Here is an 18,565-nt window from a genome sequence, read left to right as displayed (position 1 = left end):
AGAGAGGCCGCTCCCCTGGTCGCCCCGCGCGGTGTTCGACTCCTCTCGTCCCCTCCGTCCCTCCGGGCCCGCCCGTGACGGAAGTGCCGCCCGCGTCCGCACAAACCGGCGATCGCATGCCCGAGCGGGGTGACCGTTCCCCGTACCGCTTCGTTCGGTGGGGTGAGTGAGTACCCGTCAGCCCAGCCGGAAGGCCGTCACCGATGCCGACACACCAGCAGCCCGTCTCCGGCGCCATACGGGCCGCCGGCCCCGGAGTCGAGAGCGCGGAGGCGGCCCTCGTCGAGCACTATCCGCGCCTTGTGCGCCTCGCCTATCTGACGCTGCCGCCCTCCCCCGACCGTCATCAGCGGGTGCTCGCCGCCCACGCCGTCGTCCAGCGGGCACTGCCGCGCGGGCGCGGCGGCGGCCGGACCGCTCCTCTGCCCGGGCAGCGCGGTACGGAGTCCCCCGGCTATCTCTGGGTGCGCCGGCGGGTGCTGCGCGCCGCGCTGCGCCGGGAGCGGCGCCGGCTGCCCGGACGCGCCGGGGTGCCGCGCCTGCCCGCGGTGCTGGGGCTGCGGCTCTTCCCGGGCGCGGGCGGCACCGAGGAATTCGCCCTGGACCGCGAGCTCGCCGGGGTGCCCGCCGCGGCGCGCGCGGCCTTCGCGCTGACCGTGCTCGACGGTGTGCGCGCCCCCTGGGCCCGGGAACTGCTCCGGGACGCCGGGGCGAAGGACCCGGAGGGGGCTCTGCGCACCGCCGAGCGACTGCGGCGGACTCTCGGCGAACGCGCCGAAGTGCTGCTGCGCTCGGGCGAGTTCGATCCGTGCACCGTACGGACCCGGCCGACCGATCTGCTCAGGCGCCGTCACCGGGCGCGCGCCCTGGCCGCCGGGGCGGTGCTCGCCCTGGCCGCCGCCGTGGTCCCGGCCGTGCTGGGCGGCGGTTCCGGCTCCGACACCGCGCGTTCCGCGCATCGGGTCCCCGGCGGCGGCGCGCTCGCCCGCGCCCTCGATCCAGCCCTGCTGGAGCGGGCGCCGGACGGCGAGTGGGCCGACACCTCCCGGGTCGATCTGTCGGTCTGGCCCCCGCGCGGCGGCCGGACCGGTGACCGGGCGCTGCTGGAACGCGCCCTGCGCACCTGGGCGCGCCCGGGGAAGGGGGTACGGGTCTCGGCCGCCGCCGACACCTCCGGGGCACCGCCCGGCAGGCCGCCCCGGCTGCTGTACGCGGGTGAGGCGGACGGCGCGGCCGTCGTGCTGCTGCACGACGGCGAACGAGTGGTCCGCTATGCCGAGCCGGTCTCCAGGGGCGGCCCGGCGGCACTGGATCTGGCCCGGATGGAGAACGCCGATGTCACCACGGCCGCCGCGCTGGTGCTGACCCGGACGGCGCGGGGCACGCGGTATCTGCTGGCGCCGTGGATCGGGAGCGCGGCCCTCCGTGATCTGCTGCGGCCCGGCGACCCGGCCCGGCCGCTCGCGCTCACCCCGCGGGGTGTCACACCGGTGGTGCCGGCCCCGGCCGGGGGCTCCTGCGGATCGCGGCCCGCGCTGCAACTGCGTTCGTCGGAGCGGATCGTGGAGAACCACGCCTTTCTCCTGACCGACCTCGGCGATCTCGCCCCCGTCCATCTCACCTGGACTCCGCCGCCGGGCGCCGGCGCACCCGCCCGCCGGCCGCGCGAGGCGGTCAGCCCGGCCGCGCTGCGCGGCTGGGCGCGCACCGCCTGTCTGCTGCGCACCCTGGAGGGTTCGGGGGTGCGCGCCGTCAACGACTGGGCCTTCGCGGAACAGCGGCTGCCGCAGCGGGCCGGCCGGGCGACCTGGGTGTGCACCCGGGCGGAGACCTGGCGCGGGCCCGGCCGGGCGCTGGTGCGATTCCAGGACCCGGCACAGTCCGCCGGCGACCCGGGGACCGTGGTGGCCGGGGCGCGGGCGACCGCGGCATGCGGCCGCTTCGGGCAGCATGTGCTGGCCTCCACCCGCTGGCGGGCGCCGTCGGGCGACTGGTTCCTGCTGGCCGCCGGGAGCCGCGCGGTCGTCCGGATCGATGCCGAGGGGGAGGTCTCGGCGGCCCGGGAGGGCACGACGATGGCGGTGCGCGCGCCCCGGGACGCCCGGGTGGAGCTGTCGGCCGGGCTGCGCTCGGGGGAACGGCTGCCCGCCCTGCGCTGACCCGCCCGGCGGCCGGCCGGACCCGGGGGTCAGCCGAGGATGCCGGACCGGCCCCCGGTGCCGAGGAATTCGGTGAGCTCGGCGGCGTACGGAGTGATGTCGAGCCCCTGCTCGGCGAGCCAGGCGTCGGAGTAGTACTTGTCGAGATAGCGGTCGCCCGGGTCGCAGATCAGAGTGACGACACTCCCCCGCTCCCCGGCCTCCACCATCTCCGCGACGATCCGCAGCGCGCTCCACAGCCCGGTGCCGGTGGATCCGCCCGCCTTGCGCCCGATGGCCGTGTCCAGGGCACGGACGGCCGCGATGCTCGCCGCGTCCGGCACCTTCATCATCCGGTCGATCGCCGCCGGCAGAAAGCTCGGCTCCATGCGCGGCCGGCCGATGCCCTCGATACGGGAGCCGCGCTCGCTGACGGCCCCGGGGTCGTTGCTGGTCCAGCCGTCGAAGAAACAGGAGTTCTCCGGGTCGGGGACACAGACCCGGGTGTCGTACTGCATATAGCGCACATAGCGGGCGATGGTGGCCGAGGTGCCGCCGGTACCGGCGGTGGCGACGATCCAGGCGGGTTCCGGATAGCGCTCCAGCCTCAGCTGCTGGTAGATCGACTCGGCGATGTTGTTGTTGCCGCGCCAGTCGGTGGCCCGCTCCGCATAGGTGAACTGGTCCATGTAGTGGCCGCCGGTGCGCTCCGCGAGCGCGGCCGACTCCTCGTACATCTTCCGCGAATCGTCCACGAAGTGGCAGCGCCCGCCGTGGAATTCGATCAGCCGGATCTTCTCGACGCTGGTGGTGCGCGGCATCACCGCCACGAAGGGGACGCCGATCAGCTTGGCGAAGTACGCCTCGGAGACCGCCGTCGATCCGCTGGACGCCTCGATGACGGGCCGGCCGGGGCGGATCCAGCCGTTGCAGAGGCCGTAGAGGAAGAGGGAGCGGGCCAGCCGGTGTTTGAGACTGCCCGTGGGGTGGGTCGACTCGTCCTTGAGATAGAGATCGATCCCCCACTCCTCGGGCAGCGGGAACCTCAGCAGATGGGTGTCGGCGGACCGGTTGGCGTCGGCCTGCACCTTGCGGACAGCTTCTTTCAGCCATACCCGACAGTCCGGATCACTTCGGTCCACATCGACCGTCGCCGCCGTCCCGCGCGTACCGCGGTTCTCTTCGGTGTCCATCGCGCTGCCCCTCGCCATCCGTGTGACCTCTGCCGGTCATCCGTGTGAAACGTTTCCGCACCGCCACATTAAGCCGCCCACCTGCGCAAACCTTCGCTTTGGGGAGCCATAGGAGTCACTTGGTGGCCCGGATGCAGCGGCCACCGGAGGGACGCACTGGCATACATCGCCGGAGTTGGGCAGACTGCCTCCAGGCAATGCGAACGAAGGGGGCGGGGTGCCCATGGCGATGGCCGAGCCCGAATTCCGGGCCACAGGAGTACGGATCGAACGGTGGCCGCGCTCGCTCACCAAGGCCGGCCAAGTCCTGATCAAGGACGGCAATCTGGAGTTGCTCACCAGCTACGGCCGGGTGATCGACAGCGCTCCGGTGCGCGCGGTCAGGGCGGGCAAGGCCTGGTTCACCGACGAGCCGAGCACCGCGCTGACGGTCAACGGCAAGCGCTATCGGCTGACCATGGGTCAGCGCGACCACCACTCGGACACCGAGACGCTCACCGGGCGCTTTCTGAGAGCGGTGCGCAAAGCGGGCGTCACCGAGGACTGACCGGGCTCCGGCCCGCGAGTCGCCCCCCTGAGCGGCGTCCGAGTACCGCCCCGGCCGAAGGCCCGGCGGAGCACCGAGTTGCGGGACCGTCACGCCTGGTCCACGCTGGTGTCACATAACTCAGGGTGCACCGGCGATGACAGTGCGGCACGAATCTCCGTGTGGCGCTGTCCCGCCGGGCAAGACTCAGCAGGCAGCCACTGCTGGATCCGACCTTCGTCTTCTTCCGGACTACTTCGGGGAGTCGCAGCCGTGATCAGCCAGCCAAGCAGGCACTGCACGGTGGAGCTCCAGGCCCTGCCGTCGCGGATCCGCCAGGTCCGCAGAATCGTTTCCGCGCAACTGCGCTACTGGCATCTCGATCCTCTGATCGATCAAGCGGCGCTCGGTGTCACCGAGTTGCTGACCAACGTCCATCGGCATGCCGAGCCGGACAAGATGTGTGTCGTGGACATCGAGCTGCTGACCGACCGGCTCACCGTCTCGGTGCACGACCACGATCCACGCCTTCCGGCCGTGCCGGCCGACGATCTCTACGCCACCTCCGGACGCGGACTCTCGCTGATAGAGGCGGTCAGCGAACAGTGGGGGGTCCGGCCCCGGGGCGAGACGGGCAAGACCGTGTGGTTCACGCTCACCACGCCTCCCCAGGCTCCCCCGGTGGCAACACCCGTACCGGTGGTGATGGCCGCGCCCGCGCCGCCGGTCGCCGTGTCGCTGTCGGCGGACGTTCCGCCGGGTGCCGACACCGGCGATCCGGCCGGCCCGGTGCGCGAACCCGCCGCGGCCCGGGCGGGCGTCGCCCGCTGACGCGCCGGGCCGCAGGTGCGCCGCCGGGTGCCTCGTGCGGGTCGCGGAATACATCGCGCTCCCGCACGAGGCCGCACGGCCACGCGTCACGCGGTACGGGCGCGGCGCGCCAACCGGGCCGCCCTCCCCGTGACGCGGCGTCCGCCACCGTGGCGGTGCCCGATCGGGGCGTCGGCACGGCGGTACGCCGACCCGCCGCCCGGGCACGCGTCGCACACGCACACGCACACGCGCGAGGTCGCGGGAGACAACGCGGTACGCCATCGGGCTCATCGCCGGTCCGCGTGCAGCGGCTCACAACGCCGCTCAGCACGGGCAACCGGGACGCCCTCCCCACAGGACGACGGCGCCCGCCGCCCGGGCACGCGTCGCACACCGACGCGGGCGGGGGCGCGGACCACAACACGGTGCCGAACGGCCATGAGTCACCCGGCACTTCACCGGGCCCGTCTCCGCCCGCACGCACGGCAGCTCACGACGCCATGCGGCACGGGCCGGCCGGGGCTCCCTTCCCTCTCTTCGCCGCGGCGGCCGCCGGACACGCCGCCGCCGGGCCGGCCCAGTGGTGCGTTCGCCGGGCGGGGTCAGCCGGGGCCGGGGCCCCCGATGCGGCCGAACTGCTCGTCGAGGACGGAGAGCCGGCGCCAGTACTCGTCCTCCTCGATCTCACCGGCGGCGAACCGGCGGCCGAGCAGCGCGATCGGCGAGTTCTCGCCAAGCCGGTCCCGGCCCGGATGTCCGGCGGGTGTCCGCCGGGCGTCCCTCCGGCCGGGCCGGACACCGCCGCGGCGCAGCAGGGTGACGGCTCCGGCGACGGCCGTCGCCCAGATCAGCGGGAGAAGGACAATCCACGGACCGGGTCCGTGGCCGTACCCGTGGGCCAGGGTGTGCATTCTCGGTTCAGCTCCTCGGTGGCGGATGGACGGCACATGGCGCGCTGTCCCTTCCGAGCCTCCCTCCGGGGAGCCGCGCGGGCGTCGTACGGGCAGCGGCTCCCGGCGTACCTCCCGGGGAGTACGCGCAGGGGTGCCGCTGCTGCCGGCGGAGGCGTCAGCCGAGGAGTCCCTCGCGCTCCAGCCGGCGCCGCACCCGGCCCTCGTGGACGAGCCGGCCCACCAGCGCGCCGCCGTAGACCACCACGCCCACGCCCACGAGCCAGGACTGGAGAACCAGTACCGTGCCGATCGGCCCGTAGACGACGGCGTTCGAGGCGATCAGCGGGGAGAAGACGAACTGCGAGAAGACCCGCAGGCCGAGCATGGCCAGGGCGGTGAGCACGGCGCCGGGCAGCAGGGCGCCCCAGCGGACCCGGCCGCCGAGCAGCAGCCGCTGGGAGACCCAGAAGAAGAGGAAGGTGCCGGCGAGGTCGCCGAGCACGCCTCCGGCGGTGGCGGCGGCGGAGCCGGAGGGGGCGGGGGTGATGCCGAAGACGAGCAGCCCGAAGACGAGCAGGGCCAGGAAGACGACATGGCGCCACATGGTGTGCCAGCGGGCGGTGGGCAGATCCCAGACCTTCTCGTACCCGGTCTGCACGGCGGATCCGAAGGTGAGGCCGAAGGCGGCGAGGGCGGCGAGGCCGAAGGCCGTGGTGCGCTGGAGTGCCGTCCCCGGCATTCCGAAGAGCCGTTCGACCTCGGCCTGGGAGGACTCGGAGACACCGAGCGCTTGGCCGAGCCAGCGGGCGAAGCCCTGGCCGCTGGCGAGGTCGGCGGAGGCGACGACGACCAGCAGGGGGACGAGGGTGAGGAAGCCGAGCGCGGCGAAGCCCATGGCGCGGTGCAGCAGTTCCATCTCCCGGCCGCGGTTCCAGGCGAGAACGGCGGCCGACGAGAGGAAGCGGGTGTGCAGGCGCTGAAGCCGGCGCGGAGACGGCTCCGCGCCGGCCGGCTGACGGCTCATGCTCGTCGTCTACCCGCTCCGGGGCACCCGTCGTGCCCCCGGACGGGTGGCGAAGGCGTCCGCCCGCGCGCGGGGGCGGTCAGTGGGCCAGGGCGCCGAGGGGGTCGTCGAGCACCGGCTGCCAGGCGAGTTCCGCGGCTCCCACCAGGCTGTTGTGGTCCAGTGTCGAGGCGAGGATCGGTACGCCGCCGCTGCGGCCCCACAGGCTGCGGTCGGTGACCACGGCGCGGAGCCGCTCGGGATCGGCGGCCAGGAGCTCGCGGTGGAGCCCGCCGAGGACGATGCGGTCGGGGTTGAGAATGTTCACCAGCCCGGCGAGGCCGAGGCCGAGCCGGTCGATCAGCTCCTCGGCCGCCGCCCGCACCCCGGGGTCGTCGTACTCCGTGCGCAGCAGCTCACGGCACTGTGCCAGCAGGGAGATCTCGGGTCCCGGGTCGCGGCCCGCGGCGGTGAGGAAGGCCAGCGGGTCGGTCTCGACATCGAGGCAGCCCCGGCTGCCGCAGTGGCAGGGCCGGCCGCCCTCGGGGTTGACGGTGAGATGGCCGACCTCCATCGCGAGCCCCGAGCTGCCGGTGTGGAGTCTGCCGTCCAGGACGAGCGCGCCGCCGACGCCCCGGTGTCCGGTGGCGACACAGAGCAGGTGCCGGGCGCCGCGCCCGGCGCCGTGGCGGTGTTCGGCGAGGGCGGCGAGGTTGACGTCATTGCCGGCGAAGGCGGGGCCGGTGATGCCCGCCGCCCTGACCCGCTCCGTGAAGATCTCCCGTACCGGGGAGCCGACCGGCCAGGCGAGATGGAGCGGGTTGAGCGCGGTCCCGTCCGGTTCGGCGACGGCGGAGGGCACGGCGAGCCCGGCGCCGACGCAGCGCCGCCGGCTCTCCCGGAGGAGCTCGGCTCCGGCCTCGACGACCTCGCCGAGCACCTGCGCGGGGTCGGCGGAGACCGTGACGCGGCCGGCCGCGGTGGCGGCCATCTGCCCGCCGAGGCCGATGAGGGCGGCGCGGAAGCCGTCGGCGTGGACCTGTGCGGCGAGGACGACGGGGCCCGTCTCGTCGACGGAGAGCCGGTGGGAGGGGCGGCCCTGGGAACCGGCCGGGGCGGCGGGGCGGGAGTCGACGCGGATCAGCCCGAGCGCTTCCAGTTCGGCAGCGACCGCGCCGGCGGTGGCCCGGGTCACCCCCAGCTCGGCGGTGAGGACGGCGCGGGTGGGCGCGCGGCCCGTATGAACCAGTTCCAGCGCGGGGCCGAGTGCGCCGCGGCCCCTTTCCAGCTTTGTTCTGGTGCTCGTCGCCTTGCCGTTCATGGTGGCGAGTCTCCCATGATCCGAAGGCGCGGACGGCGCCCGGCCCGGGAGTCTTGTCCGGATCGTGCCCCGGTGCCGTTTCTCCCATGGCGCGATGCGATTCGTCACCCGCCGGGGCCGCGGCGTCGGGACCGGACGGACGGCATCGCGCCGGGGGGCGGGCCCGGGGTCGCGGGGGAGGCGGGGAGCGGCGCGGTGATCGGCCCGGGAGGAGACGGGGGAGGTCCGGGTGTAAGACAATCCGGCTATGACACACAGCACTCCGGAGCACCGGGACGCGGTCACCGTCGAGATCGGCTACGCCCTCTTCAGCGGGGTGTTCGCCGCCGCGGTGGTGTTCGGGGCCATCGCCGGGCCCAAGCTGGTGTTCGCCATGCCGTACGCGGTCGAGCGCGGGCTGCTGATCGCGGGCGTCGCGGCGGCGGGCGCCGTCTTCGCGCTCCGGGTGGTGACGGTGCTGTGGCGCTTCACCCGGGACGCGGGTCAGCCCAGCCAGCCGGGGCGGACCAGCCCCGACTCGTAGGCGAGCACCACCAGCTGGGCCCGGTCGCGCGCGCCCAGCTTCACCATGGTGCGGCTGACATGGGTTTTGGCGGTCAGCGGGCTGACCACCAGCCGGCGGGCGATCTCGTCATTGGTCAGACCGATTCCCACCAGGGCCATCACCTCGCGTTCCCGTTCGGTGAGCTCGGCGAGCCGGCCCGCCTCGGCGGGTGCCCGGGAGCGGGCGGCGAATTCGGCGATCAGGCGCCGGGTCACCCCCGGGGAGAGCAGGGCGTCCCCGCCGACCACCGCCCGGACCGCGCGCAGCAGTTCGTCCGGCTCGGTGTCCTTGACGAGAAAGCCGGAGGCGCCGGACCGGATCGCCTCGAAGACGTACTCGTCCAGTTCGAAGGTGGTCAGCATGACGACCTTCACCTCGCCCAGCCGTTCGTCCCCGGTGATCCGGCGGGTGGCGGCGAGCCCGTCGAGGACCGGCATGCGGATGTCCATCAGGACGACATCCGGGCGCACCTCGCCGACCAGGCGCACCGCCTCCTCACCGTCGGCGGCCTCCCCCGCCACCGTGATGTCCCGCTGGGCGTCCAGCAGGGCCCGGAAACCCGCCCGGACCAGCAGCTGATCGTCGGCGAGCAGTACGCGGATCACATCGTCTCCCTGGGCTGTACGGGAAGGTCGGCCACGACCCGGAAGCCGCCGCCGGGCGCCGGGCCGGCCTCGATCGTGCCACCGAGCGCGGCGGCGCGTTCCCGCATGCCGGCGAGGCCGTTGCCGCTGCCGCCCGCCTCGGTGCGGGTGGCGGGGCCGTCGTCGTCGACGCGCAGGCCGAGGCTGCCGGTCCCGTAGGCGATCCGTACCCGGGCGGTGCGCGAGCCCGAGTGGCGGACCACATTGGTGAGGGCTTCCTGGACGACGCGGAAGGCCGCCAGGTCGGTGCCCGGGGAGAGGGGGAAGGGGGTGCCATCGGTGCGTACGGTGACGGTCAGTCCGGCGCTCGCGGCCTGGTCGGCCAGTTCGGGGAGGCGGTCCAGGCCGGGGGCGGGCGCGCGAGGGGCGTCGCCGGGGGTGCGCAGGCTGTCGAGCACCTGGCGCACTTCCCCCAGGGCCTCCTTGCTGGCCGCCTTGATGGTGGTCAGGGCGGTGCGGGCCTGCTCGGGGTCGCTGTCCAGCAGGGCGAGGCCGACGCCGGCCTGCACATTGATGACCGAGATCGAGTGGGCGAGCACATCGTGGAGTTCGCGGGCGATCCGGAGGCGTTCCTCGTCCGCGCGGCGCCGGGCGGCGGCGGCTCGTTCCCGGCGCTGGCGGACCCATATCTCCCGTTTCACCCGGACCAGTTCCGAGCCGGCGAGGACCGCGGAGACCCAGGCGGCGATGACCAGTTCCTGTCCCCAGGAGGCGTCGCGGTCCCCGGCCGGCGGGAGATGGCGGTAGAGCCAGTGGGCGAGCAGGACATGGCAGACCCAGAAGCCGCCGACGATCCACCAGGCGGCCCGGCGGTGTCCGGCGACGACGGCGGTGAAGGCGGCGACGGCCACCGGGATGAAGACCGGGCCGTGCGGATAGCCGGCGGCGAAGTAGACGAGGGTGACGGCCGAGGTGCCGGCGAGTACGGCGACCGGCCATCGGCGGCGCGGCAGCAGCAGCGCGCAGACGGCCAGCAGCAGGGCCCAGCCGGCGATGCCGAGGGGCCGGCGCTCCGGCTGGTCCGCGGCGGCGAAACCGCTGCCGGCCAGGACGCACACGGTCACGACGGCGGTCGACAGCCATCGCACCCGGGCGCCCCGGCGCCGGCCGCCGGGCGGACGGACCGACGGGTCGTCCGCCGTCCCGGGGGGCCCGTCGCAGCGGCGCCCGTACAGCTCGTCCATGTGATCACGCTAGACCGGGGCGGGCGGCCGGGCGTCAGCCGGGCGGGGTGACCGTGTGTACTCCCGGTGGAGTACGGCGCACGGAGGGGGTCATTCCGCCGTGATGCCGAGGGAGGTGACGCCGCCGCTGACGGTGAGGGTGCCGACCTCGCCGAGGAGCTCGACGGCGGGGACGCCGCGGCCGTGGGCGGTGATGCCGCCGCCGACGCGGATCCCGGTGCCGCGCGCGCCCGGCTTGAGGCTCAGGGCGACGGCGGCCAGTACCTTGATCTCTCCTTTGACCAGGCTCTCGCCGCTGCCGCCGTGGGTCTCGATGCCGCGGCGGACGGTGAGGGTGCCGAAGGGCTTGCTGATCTGGATCCCCACGGCGGCGTCCGCGTGGGTGACGATCCGGTCGAACTCGGCGGCCTCGACGGTGCCGTCGTAGATGTTGAATCCCCGGGCGCCCACCCCGAAGGTCTCGATCGGCGCGGTGACCGTCAGCCGTTTCACCGTGCCGAAGTTGACGAAGCCGATTCCGCTGGGGCCGTGGGAGGTGATCGGGGCGTTCGCCGTCCAGGTGCCGACCTCGCCCCACAGGTCGAGGACCATGTCATTGGGTCCGTGGGTGGTCACCGGCCCGTGGTTGACGACCTCGGTGAAGCGGGCGCGGACGACGAAGACACCGCCGGTGATCTCCCCGGGGACGCCGGCGGGGATGCCTCCGTCGGAGTGGACGGCCCCGGTGTGCAGCCGTCCGCCCGTGACCCGGCCGCCGCCTTCGGTGCCGGAGACGAAGATGCCGCTGCCGCGCACCGGGGCGCCCTCGCGGCCCGCGGTCAGGCCGACGAGATCACAGGTGATCAGTGTCTCCGGGTCGGCCTGCTGGTTGTAGAGGGTGAAGGCGCCCTGCCGGACCTCGACGTTGTAGCCCTGCGGGCGGGGCCGGCAGTCGCGGGCGTCCGCGGCCTCGATGTCCAGGCTGTCGACGACGACCCGGCCGGAGCGCACCGCGTCGCGGGCGAGGATCTCCACCCTGCCGAGGGTGGAGAGATCGCTGAGCTCGACGGTGCCGAGGGATTCGCGGGTGGTGTCGTTGTACACCGCGCGGGCGGTCGCGGCGGAGGTCTCCAGGCGCAGGCCCTCCAGCCGGTTGTCGCGGGTCAGACAGATTCCGTCGGCGCCGTCGGTGAAGACCAGCGCGGCGGCGGGGTCGGCGCCGGCGAGCCGGCGGCCGGGTGGCAGCACCACCGAGGGGACCTGCTCCAGCCGGCCCCGGACCAGCACCGGGGCATCCGGCTCCGCGAGGGCGTCGAGAAGTTCCGCGACTGTGGCGACCGTGATCACACCGTGAGACATGGAATTCACCGATCCGCAGAGGTTTGCGCGTTTTGTACTGCTCGGCAGTGAGCGCAACGTATCAAGCCGGGGTGGGGACGGCAGGGCGGGACGGCGTGAACCGGGCGGGGGCACAGCGGCGCGATGCGGTCAGCCGGGGACCGGCCCCTTTCCTGCGCCGCGGCCGGCTTCGGTCCCGGCGAGACCGATCTCGCGCGCGATACCGGCCACCGCCTGCCGGAAGAAGGGATCCCGGTCCGTCACCAGGCGGTTGAACTGGCCGAAGATCTCGAAGGAGATCAGCCCGAAGACCTGTGACCAGGCGGCGACCAGCGCCGCCACGGCCGGCGGCGGGAGGTCGGGGGCGAGGGAGGCGGTGAGGCGGTCCGCCTCGGGCCACAGCTCCCCGGGGAGGTCCGGTGGGTCGAGGGCCCCGTCGCTCCGGGCGTCGCGCGCCAGGGAGAGGAGGACGGCACCGACCCGGCCGGCCGGGACGACCGTGTCGGCGGGAGCGGAGTAGCCGGGCACCGGCGAGCCGTAGATCAGGGCGTACTCGTGCGGATGGGCGACGGCCCAGGCGCGGACGGCCTCACAGACGGCGATCCAGCGGAGCGGGTGGGCGCCCGGGGTCGTACCCCCGGGACCGGCGGCGAACGCCTCCTCCGCGGCGGCGCCGATGGCGTCATAGGCGTCGACGATCAGGGCGGTGAGGAGATCGTCCCGGCTGGGGAAGTACCGGTAGAGGGCGGAGGAGACCAGGCCCAGTTCACGGGCGACCGCCCGCAGGGAGAGTTTCGCGGCGCCCTCGGCGGCGAGCTGTTTGCGCGCCTCGTCCTTGATGGCCGCGGCGACTTCGGCTCGGGCCCTGGCGCGGGCCCCTTGGATCGGGGTCATGGCACGGAGTCTGCCACGTTCCGGAGCAGTGACCAACAACAAGAGCGGTGAACAATTGCGAGAGCAGTGCTCTTGCTTTGGATCGCCGGCGGATGCACACTGATTCCAGGAGAGAGAGCACTGCTCTCCGAAAAGAACACCGATCACAACGGAGCCCGTCATGCCGCAGACCCAGTCCCGGAGCCACTACATCAAGCCGACCCGCGCCGACTCCGTCTTCAATGGCGCGGTCGCCTGGCTCGCCCGGCGCGGAGTGAGCCTGCTGGGCACGGCCGAACTCTCCGTGCGCGGACGCACCAGCGGGGAGTGGCGGAGCATCCCGGTCAATCCGCTCCCCTACGAGGGCGGCCCCTATCTGATCTCGGCCCGGGGCCACTCCCAGTGGGTGCGCAATCTGCGCGCCGCCGGTGGCGGACAGCTCCGGGTCGGCCGCCGGACACAGCGGTTCACCGCCGTGGAACTCCCCGACGCGGAGAAGCCCGCCCTGCTGCGCACCTATCTCAAGCGCTGGGGCTGGGAGGTCGGCCGGTTCTTCGGCGAGGTGAACGCCGACTCCACGGACGAGGAGCTGCTGGCCGCCGCGCACAAGCACCCGGTCTTCCGGATCACCATCGTCCGGCCGGCGGAGAAGTGAGCCCCCGCGGCGGGGGACGCGGGTGAGCCCCCGGCGCCACAGGGCGCCGGGGGCTCACCGGTCCACGCCGGCCCGGGGCCGCTCAGGGCCCCGGCCCCGGCATCAGCCCCTGGCGGCGCGGCGGTCCAGGGTCTCCAGCGCACGGCGCGCGACTCCGCTCGTACGGACGAGGCCGGCGAGGGTGGTCGACCCCCGGGTGATGTCGGCGAAGGCCCGCCACGCCGGCCGGAGGCCGGTGACCGCCGCGTGGAACAGCCCCGGCCTGCGCTCGAAGACCCCGAGCAGCCGCCGTCCGACACCCATCTCGACACCCAGCCCCGCCTTGATGGCGAAGGCGTAGTTCAGCGCCTGGCGGCGGGCGTCCACGGCGTCGTGGGCCTCCGAGATGCGTACCGCCCACTCCCCCGCGAGGCGGCCGGAGCGCAGGGCGAAGGAGATGCCCTCACGCGTCCACGGCTCCAGCAGTCCCGCCGCGTCACCGCAGACCAGCACCCGGCCCCGGGAGAGCGGGGAGTCGTCGCTGCGGCAGCGGGTGAGATGCCCGGAGGAGATCGCCGGCTCGAAACCGGCGAGCCCCAGCCGGGCGATGAAGTCCTCCAGATAGCGCTTGGTGGCGGCGCCCTCGCCGCGGGCCGAGATGACCCCGACGGTCAGGGTGTTCCCCTTGGGGAAGACCCAGCCGTAGCTGCCGGGCATCGGGCCCCAGTCGATCAGCACCCGGCCCGCCCAGTCCTCGGCGACCGGATCGGGGACCGGGATCTCCGCCTCCAGGCCGAGATCGACCTGATCGAGCTTGACCCCCACATGAGCCCCTATCCGGCTGGCACTGCCGTCCGCGCCGACGACCGCGCGAGCGAGCACGGTCTCGCCGTCCGAGGTCACCACGGCGACCGTGCGCCGGTCGGGCACCGCCGGACCGTGCTGCTCGACCCGGGAGACGGCGACACCGGTACGGAGGGTGGCACCCGCCTTCTGCGCGTGCTCCACCAGCTGGGCGTCGAACTCCGGACGGTTGATCAGCCCGAAGAGCATCTTCTTGGATCGGCGGGTGCGGGTGAGTCTGCCGTTGAGGGTGAAGGTGACGGCATGGATCCGGTCCCGGAAGGGGAGCTCGAAGCCGGGCGGCAGACTGTCCCGGGACGGACCGATGATCCCGCCGCCACAGGTCTTGTAGCGCGGCAGTTCGGCCTTCTCCAGCAGCAGCACCTGACGGCCCGCCACCGCCGCCGCATAGGCCGCCGAAGCCCCTGCGGGTCCGGCACCGACAACAACGACGTCCCACACCGGGTCGTCGTGCTCGAATGCTTCCGACTCTGCCCCGATGCCGCCGTTCTCGCTGCTCACGATGTGCTTCTGCTCCCGATCCGACGCGTGCCCCGTACTCTCGACGGCATCCTACGGGCCGGTTGTCCCGCACTGCTGTGGGAGGATCGGCCACGCATTCGCCGTACACATACGGCACAACGTCGCACCCACGAGGAGCGTGCCCATGACCGCCGATCCGATCGCCGGGACCATTGTCTCGCTGCTGCCCAGGGCCCGGGCGGAGCTCGCGGAGCTGGTGGCCTTCCGGTCGGTCGCGGACCCCGCGCAGTTCCCGAGAAGCGAGTGCGAGGCCGCGGCCGAGTGGTGCGCGGACGCGCTGCGCGCCGAGGGTTTCCAGGATGTCGCCGTACTCGACACGCCGGACGGCACACAGTCCGTGTACGGCCTCCTGCCGGGCCCGGCGGGCGCGCCGACCGTACTGCTCTACGCGCACTACGACGTTCAGCCGCCGCTGGACGAGGACGCCTGGGTGTCGCCGCCGTTCGAGCTGACCGAGCGCGACGGCCGCTGGTACGGCCGGGGTGCGGCCGACTGCAAGGGCGGCTTCATCATGCATCTGCTCGCGCTGCGCGCCCTCAAGGCGAACGGCGGGGTGCCGGTGAGCGTGAAGGTGATCGTCGAGGGCTCGGAGGAGCAGGGCACGGGCGGCCTGGAGCGGTACGCGGAGGCCCACCCGGAGCTGCTGACCGCGGACGCCATCGTCATCGGCGACTCGGGGAACTTCCAGGAGGGAGTGCCCACGGTCACCGCCACCCTGCGCGGAATGACGATGGTGCGGGTCCGGGTGGACACCCTGGAGGGCAATCTGCACTCGGGCCAGTTCGGCGGCGCGGCACCCGACGCGCTGGCGGCGCTGATCCGGGTGCTCGACTCGCTGCGGGCCGAGGACGGCTCGACCACCGTGGACGGGCTGCCGGCCGAGCAGAGCTGGGACGGCATCCAGTACCCCGAATCCGCCTTCCGGACGGACGCCAAGGTGCTCGACGGGGTCGATCTGATCGGCTCGGGCACGGTGGCGGACCGCATCTGGGCGCGGCCCGCGGTGACGGTGCTCGGCATCGACTGCCCGCCGGTGGTGGGCGCGACGCCCTCGGTCCAGGCGAGTGCGGGCGCCCTGATCAGCCTGCGGGTGCCGCCGGGCCGCGACGCCGCCGAGGCGACCGCGCTGCTGACGGCGCATCTGGAGAAGCACATCCCGTGGGGGGCGAGGATCTCGGTCGAGCAGTCGGGCCAGGGCCAGCCCTTCCGGGCCGATGTGAAGAGCCCCGCGTACACGGCGATGGCGAGCGCGATGCGGGTGGCCTATCCGGGCCGGGAGATGCAGGCGGCGGGGATGGGCGGCTCGATCCCGCTCTGCGGCACCCTGGCGGCGCTCTACCCGGAGTCGGAGATTCTGCTGATCGGGCTGAGCGAGCCCAAGGCGCAGATTCACGCGGTCAATGAGTCGGTCTCGCCGAGCGAGCTGGAGCGGCTCTCCGTGGCCGAGGCGGTGTTCCTCCGGGAGTACGCGGCGGGCTGAGCCGGCGAGCGCGCCGTCCGCGCCGCACCGGGCGGTTGAGCACGGGGCGGGCGCGGCGGTGCGCCGGGCGCGCCCCGCCGCCGGAGGGCCGTCGGCGCCCTCGCTCCCGGTTCCTCGCGGGGCACCCGCGACCCGTCCGGAGCCCGCCGCGCCGGCCGTCAGGCCGGACCCGTCGGACCGGTCGGACCGGTCGAGGGCACCCGCCGGTACGCCCCCCGGGGCCCGTCCGTGCGCATCGGCATCCGCGCCCGTACCGGATCCGATCCGGCCGCTCCATGACCGCCGGGGGCCGGACGGTGTGGCCGCCGACCCCCGACGACGCCCCCGCGTCGGGCCGTTCATGCCGGTCCGCTACCGGGGAACGCCTGCCTCCAGATGGAGGACGGTGCCCCGCTCCCGGGCTCTCAGAGCCCAGCGCAGGCGTTCCCAGCGGTTGGGCGACAGCAGGCGCTGGGCCTCCTCCTCGCCGACGAACCGCCAGTCGCGCAGCTCCGCCGGCGGCAGCAGCACCCGGCCGGCCGCCTCCGCGTCGAGCCGGCCGCCGTCATAGATCAGACGCAGACCGCCGTAGCGGGGAGGCCGCGGCGGCTCCCAGTCGACGACCAGGAGCCGGGGGACACCGTCGAGTTCGAGCCCCAGTTCCTCGGCGACCTCGCGCAGGGCCGCGCCGACGGGCGCCTCCCCCCGCTCGACCACCCCGCCGGGGAATTCCCAGCCCGGCTTGTAGGTGGGATCGACCAGCAGCACCCTGTCCTCCGCGTCGAAGAGCAGCACTCCGGCGGCGAGGGTCTCGGCGGCCGGCTCGGGTGTCTGCACGATCGCGCCGCCGGCCGGCTCCCCGGTGCGGATCGCCTCGGCGATCCGGTGGGCCGTGCCGCGCGGGTCGAGCCGGCCGTTGTCGATCACCAGGGCGTCCCCGGTGATCCACTCCAGTGCGGCCCGGTAGGGCTCCAACCGCTCGTTCGCCCACCGCACGCTGTACCGGCCCGTACCGGCTCCGGCTCCGGCTCCGGCTCCCGAGGGCGCGACGGGTGTCTCCCCCCGCTCCGCGATCCGACTGCGCAGGATCGTTTCGTCGGGGCGCAGCAGCACATGGCGCACCGGGATTCTGCGGGCCGCGAGCCCGCCGAAGATCTCGTCCCGGTACTCCTGCCTGAGCAGGGTCATCGGCACCACCAGCACACCGCCCAGCTCCGCCAGCAGGGCCGCCGCGGTGTCCACCACGAGCCTCCGCCAGATGGCGAGATCCTGATAGTCGCTCACCTCGGCCAGCCGCTTGGGCGGGAGCAGTGCACCCAGTCCGGCGCCGGTGAACTCGGGGTCGTACAGAGTGCTGTTCGGAATCAGATCGATCAGTTCCTGCGCGGTGCTCGTCTTGCCCGATCCGAACGCGCCGTTCAGCCAAATGATCACGGTTCCCCCCTCTTCCGTAGCCCACAGTGGATTGCCCGGAACACCCTGCCACGGAAACCCGGAGCGGCAGTCGAGTGGGCCGGCGGGGGCGGCCCGGCGGCTCACCCGGGCGGCGGCGGACAACGGTTCACCCGGGCGGGAAGGTCACGGGCGCCCGGCGGCGATGGCGGCCGGCTCCTCCGGGCGGGCCGGCAGCGCGGCGGCGGCGGCGCCCACCAGACCCGCGTCCGTCCCCATCAGGGCGGGTACGACGGTCAGCCCGCGGACGAAGGAGAGCGTGGCGTACTCCCGCAGGGCGCGGCGCAGCGGTACGAAGAGGACGTCGCCCGCGCCCGCCACTCCCCCGCCGACCACCGCCGTCTCGATCTCCACCAGGCCCGCGGTGGCCGCGATCCCGGCCGCGAGCGCCCGCGCGGCGCGTTCGAAGGAGGCGACGGCAGCCGGATCTCCCGCGCGGGCCGCGGCGGCCACGGCGGCGGCCGATGTGTCACCGCCGGGACCGGGGCGCCAGCCGTTCGCCAGGGCCCTGCGGGCGATGTTCGGACCACTGGCGATCCGCTCCACACAGCCGCGCCCGCCGCAGGGACAGAGATCCCCGTCCAGATCGACACTGATGTGCCCGATGTGACCGGCGTTGCCGGTCGGCCCGGGATGGAGCCGTCCCCCGATGATCAGCCCGCCGCCGACACCGGTGGAGACGACCATGCACAGGGCGTCGCGGCAGCCGCGCGCCGCGCCCTGCCAGTGCTCGGCCGCGGCCATCGCCGCACCGTCGCCGATCAGTTCGACGGGGAGTTCGCCGGTGGTCAGGCGCACCCGCTCGACCAGGGGAAAGGCCCGCCAGCCGGGAACATTGACCGGGCTCACGGTGCCCGCCGACGCGTCCACCGGACCCGCGCTGCCGATCCCGACGGCCGAGACCCGCGTCCAGAGCGGTGAGCCCCGGAGCTCGCCGAGGACCGCCGTGACCGCGTCCATCACGGTCTCGGCGTCCTCCCGCGCGGGGGTGGGCCGCCGCACCCGCAGATGTATTCGGCCATCGGTGTCCACCAGCCCCGCGGCGATCTTGGTCCCACCGACGTCCAGGGCGGCGACAAGGTCGTTCTGCATCGGTCTTCAATCCCCCGGAAACTGGTCGGACCTGCGGATTTCGGGACCAGTCTCCAGGCACCTGACAACGTTGTCCAGGCCCTATGCTCATCG

The 18,565-nt window shown here is 73.9% G+C and carries 17 protein-coding genes; 6 read left to right on the top strand and 11 right to left on the bottom strand.

Going from position 1 to position 18,565, the window contains the following annotated elements:
* Positions 1-203: 203 nt before the first annotated feature.
* The gene (locus tag AAFN69_RS31350) at positions 204-2,159 is read left to right on the top strand and encodes a hypothetical protein (RefSeq protein ID WP_347732268.1); all 1,956 of its coding nucleotides are present in this window, start codon (positions 204-206) and stop codon (positions 2,157-2,159) included.
* A 29-nt stretch (positions 2,160-2,188) separates the two neighbouring features.
* Here AAFN69_RS31350 and AAFN69_RS31345 read toward each other — a convergent pair whose 3' ends face one another.
* Positions 2,189-3,331, bottom strand: a complete 1,143-nt coding sequence (locus AAFN69_RS31345; RefSeq protein WP_347732267.1) for a PLP-dependent cysteine synthase family protein — start codon at positions 3,329-3,331, stop codon at positions 2,189-2,191.
* A 223-nt stretch (positions 3,332-3,554) separates the two neighbouring features.
* Here AAFN69_RS31345 and AAFN69_RS31340 point away from each other — a divergent pair, with 223 nt between their 5' ends.
* Positions 3,555-3,878, top strand: a complete 324-nt coding sequence (locus AAFN69_RS31340) for a hypothetical protein (protein WP_347732266.1) — start codon at positions 3,555-3,557, stop codon at positions 3,876-3,878.
* 252 nt (positions 3,879-4,130) lie between these two features.
* Positions 4,131-4,688, top strand: a complete 558-nt coding sequence (locus AAFN69_RS31335; RefSeq protein ID WP_347732265.1) for an ATP-binding protein — start codon at positions 4,131-4,133, stop codon at positions 4,686-4,688.
* A gap of 584 nt (positions 4,689-5,272) precedes the next feature.
* Here the strand turns inward: AAFN69_RS31335 and AAFN69_RS31330 are convergent.
* The 3 genes from AAFN69_RS31330 to AAFN69_RS31320 form a co-directional block, all read right to left on the bottom strand.
* Complete coding sequence (locus AAFN69_RS31330; protein ID WP_347732264.1) at positions 5,273-5,581, bottom strand: SHOCT domain-containing protein; 309 nt, start codon at positions 5,579-5,581, stop codon at positions 5,273-5,275.
* Positions 5,582-5,738: 157 nt separating this feature from the next.
* The gene (locus tag AAFN69_RS31325; RefSeq protein ID WP_347732263.1) at positions 5,739-6,587 is read right to left on the bottom strand and encodes a YhjD/YihY/BrkB family envelope integrity protein; all 849 of its coding nucleotides are present in this window, start codon (positions 6,585-6,587) and stop codon (positions 5,739-5,741) included.
* Between the two features lie 79 nt (positions 6,588-6,666).
* Complete coding sequence (locus tag AAFN69_RS31320; RefSeq protein WP_347732262.1) at positions 6,667-7,887, bottom strand: ROK family protein; 1,221 nt, start codon at positions 7,885-7,887, stop codon at positions 6,667-6,669.
* Positions 7,888-8,134: 247 nt separating this feature from the next.
* Between AAFN69_RS31320 and AAFN69_RS31315 the strand changes: the two genes are divergently transcribed.
* Positions 8,135-8,410, top strand: coding sequence for a DUF6332 family protein (locus AAFN69_RS31315; RefSeq protein ID WP_347732261.1), 276 nt, complete (start codon positions 8,135-8,137; stop codon positions 8,408-8,410).
* Here AAFN69_RS31315 and AAFN69_RS31310 read toward each other — a convergent pair.
* The 4 genes from AAFN69_RS31310 to AAFN69_RS31295 form a co-directional block, all read right to left on the bottom strand.
* Complete coding sequence (locus AAFN69_RS31310; RefSeq protein ID WP_347732260.1) at positions 8,371-9,036, bottom strand: response regulator transcription factor; 666 nt, start codon at positions 9,034-9,036, stop codon at positions 8,371-8,373. The genes AAFN69_RS31315 and AAFN69_RS31310 overlap by 40 nt on opposite strands.
* Complete coding sequence (locus AAFN69_RS31305; protein WP_347732259.1) at positions 9,033-10,259, bottom strand: sensor histidine kinase; 1,227 nt, start codon at positions 10,257-10,259, stop codon at positions 9,033-9,035. The genes AAFN69_RS31310 and AAFN69_RS31305 overlap by 4 nt, the downstream gene beginning before the upstream one ends.
* A gap of 90 nt (positions 10,260-10,349) precedes the next feature.
* Positions 10,350-11,597, bottom strand: coding sequence for a hypothetical protein (locus AAFN69_RS31300; RefSeq protein ID WP_347732258.1), 1,248 nt, complete (start codon positions 11,595-11,597; stop codon positions 10,350-10,352).
* 129 nt (positions 11,598-11,726) lie between these two features.
* The gene (locus AAFN69_RS31295; protein WP_347732257.1) at positions 11,727-12,470 is read right to left on the bottom strand and encodes a TetR/AcrR family transcriptional regulator; all 744 of its coding nucleotides are present in this window, start codon (positions 12,468-12,470) and stop codon (positions 11,727-11,729) included.
* Positions 12,471-12,630: 160 nt separating this feature from the next.
* Between AAFN69_RS31295 and AAFN69_RS31290 the strand changes: the two genes are divergently transcribed.
* Positions 12,631-13,104 (top strand): nitroreductase family deazaflavin-dependent oxidoreductase, encoded by a 474-nt coding sequence (locus AAFN69_RS31290; RefSeq protein ID WP_347732256.1) that lies wholly within the window; start codon positions 12,631-12,633, stop codon positions 13,102-13,104.
* Positions 13,105-13,206: 102 nt separating this feature from the next.
* On the opposite strand, the gene AAFN69_RS31285 is transcribed toward AAFN69_RS31290, so the two are convergent.
* Positions 13,207-14,448, bottom strand: a complete 1,242-nt coding sequence (locus tag AAFN69_RS31285; protein WP_347732255.1) for a geranylgeranyl reductase family protein — start codon at positions 14,446-14,448, stop codon at positions 13,207-13,209.
* 145 nt (positions 14,449-14,593) lie between these two features.
* Between AAFN69_RS31285 and AAFN69_RS31280 the strand changes: the two genes are divergently transcribed.
* Positions 14,594-15,949, top strand: coding sequence for a dipeptidase (locus tag AAFN69_RS31280; protein WP_347732254.1), 1,356 nt, complete (start codon positions 14,594-14,596; stop codon positions 15,947-15,949).
* 351 nt (positions 15,950-16,300) lie between these two features.
* Here AAFN69_RS31280 and AAFN69_RS31275 read toward each other — a convergent pair whose 3' ends face one another.
* The gene (locus AAFN69_RS31275) at positions 16,301-17,362 is read right to left on the bottom strand and encodes an NUDIX domain-containing protein (protein ID WP_347732253.1); all 1,062 of its coding nucleotides are present in this window, start codon (positions 17,360-17,362) and stop codon (positions 16,301-16,303) included.
* 144 nt (positions 17,363-17,506) lie between these two features.
* A complete protein-coding gene (locus AAFN69_RS31270; RefSeq protein WP_347732252.1) occupies positions 17,507-18,472 on the bottom strand; it encodes an ROK family protein in 966 nt (321 codons plus the stop codon).
* Between the last annotated feature and the right edge of the window lie 93 nt (positions 18,473-18,565).

It is taken from the genome of Streptomyces sp. CAU 1734 (assembly GCF_039888735.1).
GTDB lineage: Bacteria > Actinomycetota > Actinomycetes > Streptomycetales > Streptomycetaceae > Streptomyces.
Note: the sequence above shows the minus strand (reverse complement) of the source record. Positions and strands in the feature narration are given on the sequence as shown.

What these genes read in the sequence shown, in the direction of transcription:
- AAFN69_RS31350 (WP_347732268.1), top strand. Translation starts at nt 204, where the DNA reads ATGCCGACACACCAGCAGCCCGTCTCCGGCGCCATACGGGCCGCCGGC.
- AAFN69_RS31345 (WP_347732267.1), bottom strand. Translation starts at nt 3,331, where the DNA reads ATGGACACCGAAGAGAACCGCGGTACGCGCGGGACGGCGGCGACGGTC.
- AAFN69_RS31340 (WP_347732266.1), top strand. Translation starts at nt 3,555, where the DNA reads ATGGCGATGGCCGAGCCCGAATTCCGGGCCACAGGAGTACGGATCGAA.
- AAFN69_RS31330 (WP_347732264.1), bottom strand. Translation starts at nt 5,581, where the DNA reads ATGCACACCCTGGCCCACGGGTACGGCCACGGACCCGGTCCGTGGATT.
- AAFN69_RS31325 (WP_347732263.1), bottom strand. Translation starts at nt 6,587, where the DNA reads ATGAGCCGTCAGCCGGCCGGCGCGGAGCCGTCTCCGCGCCGGCTTCAG.
- AAFN69_RS31320 (WP_347732262.1), bottom strand. Translation starts at nt 7,887, where the DNA reads ATGAACGGCAAGGCGACGAGCACCAGAACAAAGCTGGAAAGGGGCCGC.
- AAFN69_RS31315 (WP_347732261.1), top strand. Translation starts at nt 8,135, where the DNA reads ATGACACACAGCACTCCGGAGCACCGGGACGCGGTCACCGTCGAGATC.
- AAFN69_RS31305 (WP_347732259.1), bottom strand. Translation starts at nt 10,259, where the DNA reads ATGGACGAGCTGTACGGGCGCCGCTGCGACGGGCCCCCCGGGACGGCG.
- AAFN69_RS31300 (WP_347732258.1), bottom strand. Translation starts at nt 11,597, where the DNA reads ATGTCTCACGGTGTGATCACGGTCGCCACAGTCGCGGAACTTCTCGAC.
- AAFN69_RS31295 (WP_347732257.1), bottom strand. Translation starts at nt 12,470, where the DNA reads ATGACCCCGATCCAAGGGGCCCGCGCCAGGGCCCGAGCCGAAGTCGCC.
- AAFN69_RS31290 (WP_347732256.1), top strand. Translation starts at nt 12,631, where the DNA reads ATGCCGCAGACCCAGTCCCGGAGCCACTACATCAAGCCGACCCGCGCC.
- AAFN69_RS31280 (WP_347732254.1), top strand. Translation starts at nt 14,594, where the DNA reads ATGACCGCCGATCCGATCGCCGGGACCATTGTCTCGCTGCTGCCCAGG.
- AAFN69_RS31270 (WP_347732252.1), bottom strand. Translation starts at nt 18,472, where the DNA reads ATGCAGAACGACCTTGTCGCCGCCCTGGACGTCGGTGGGACCAAGATC.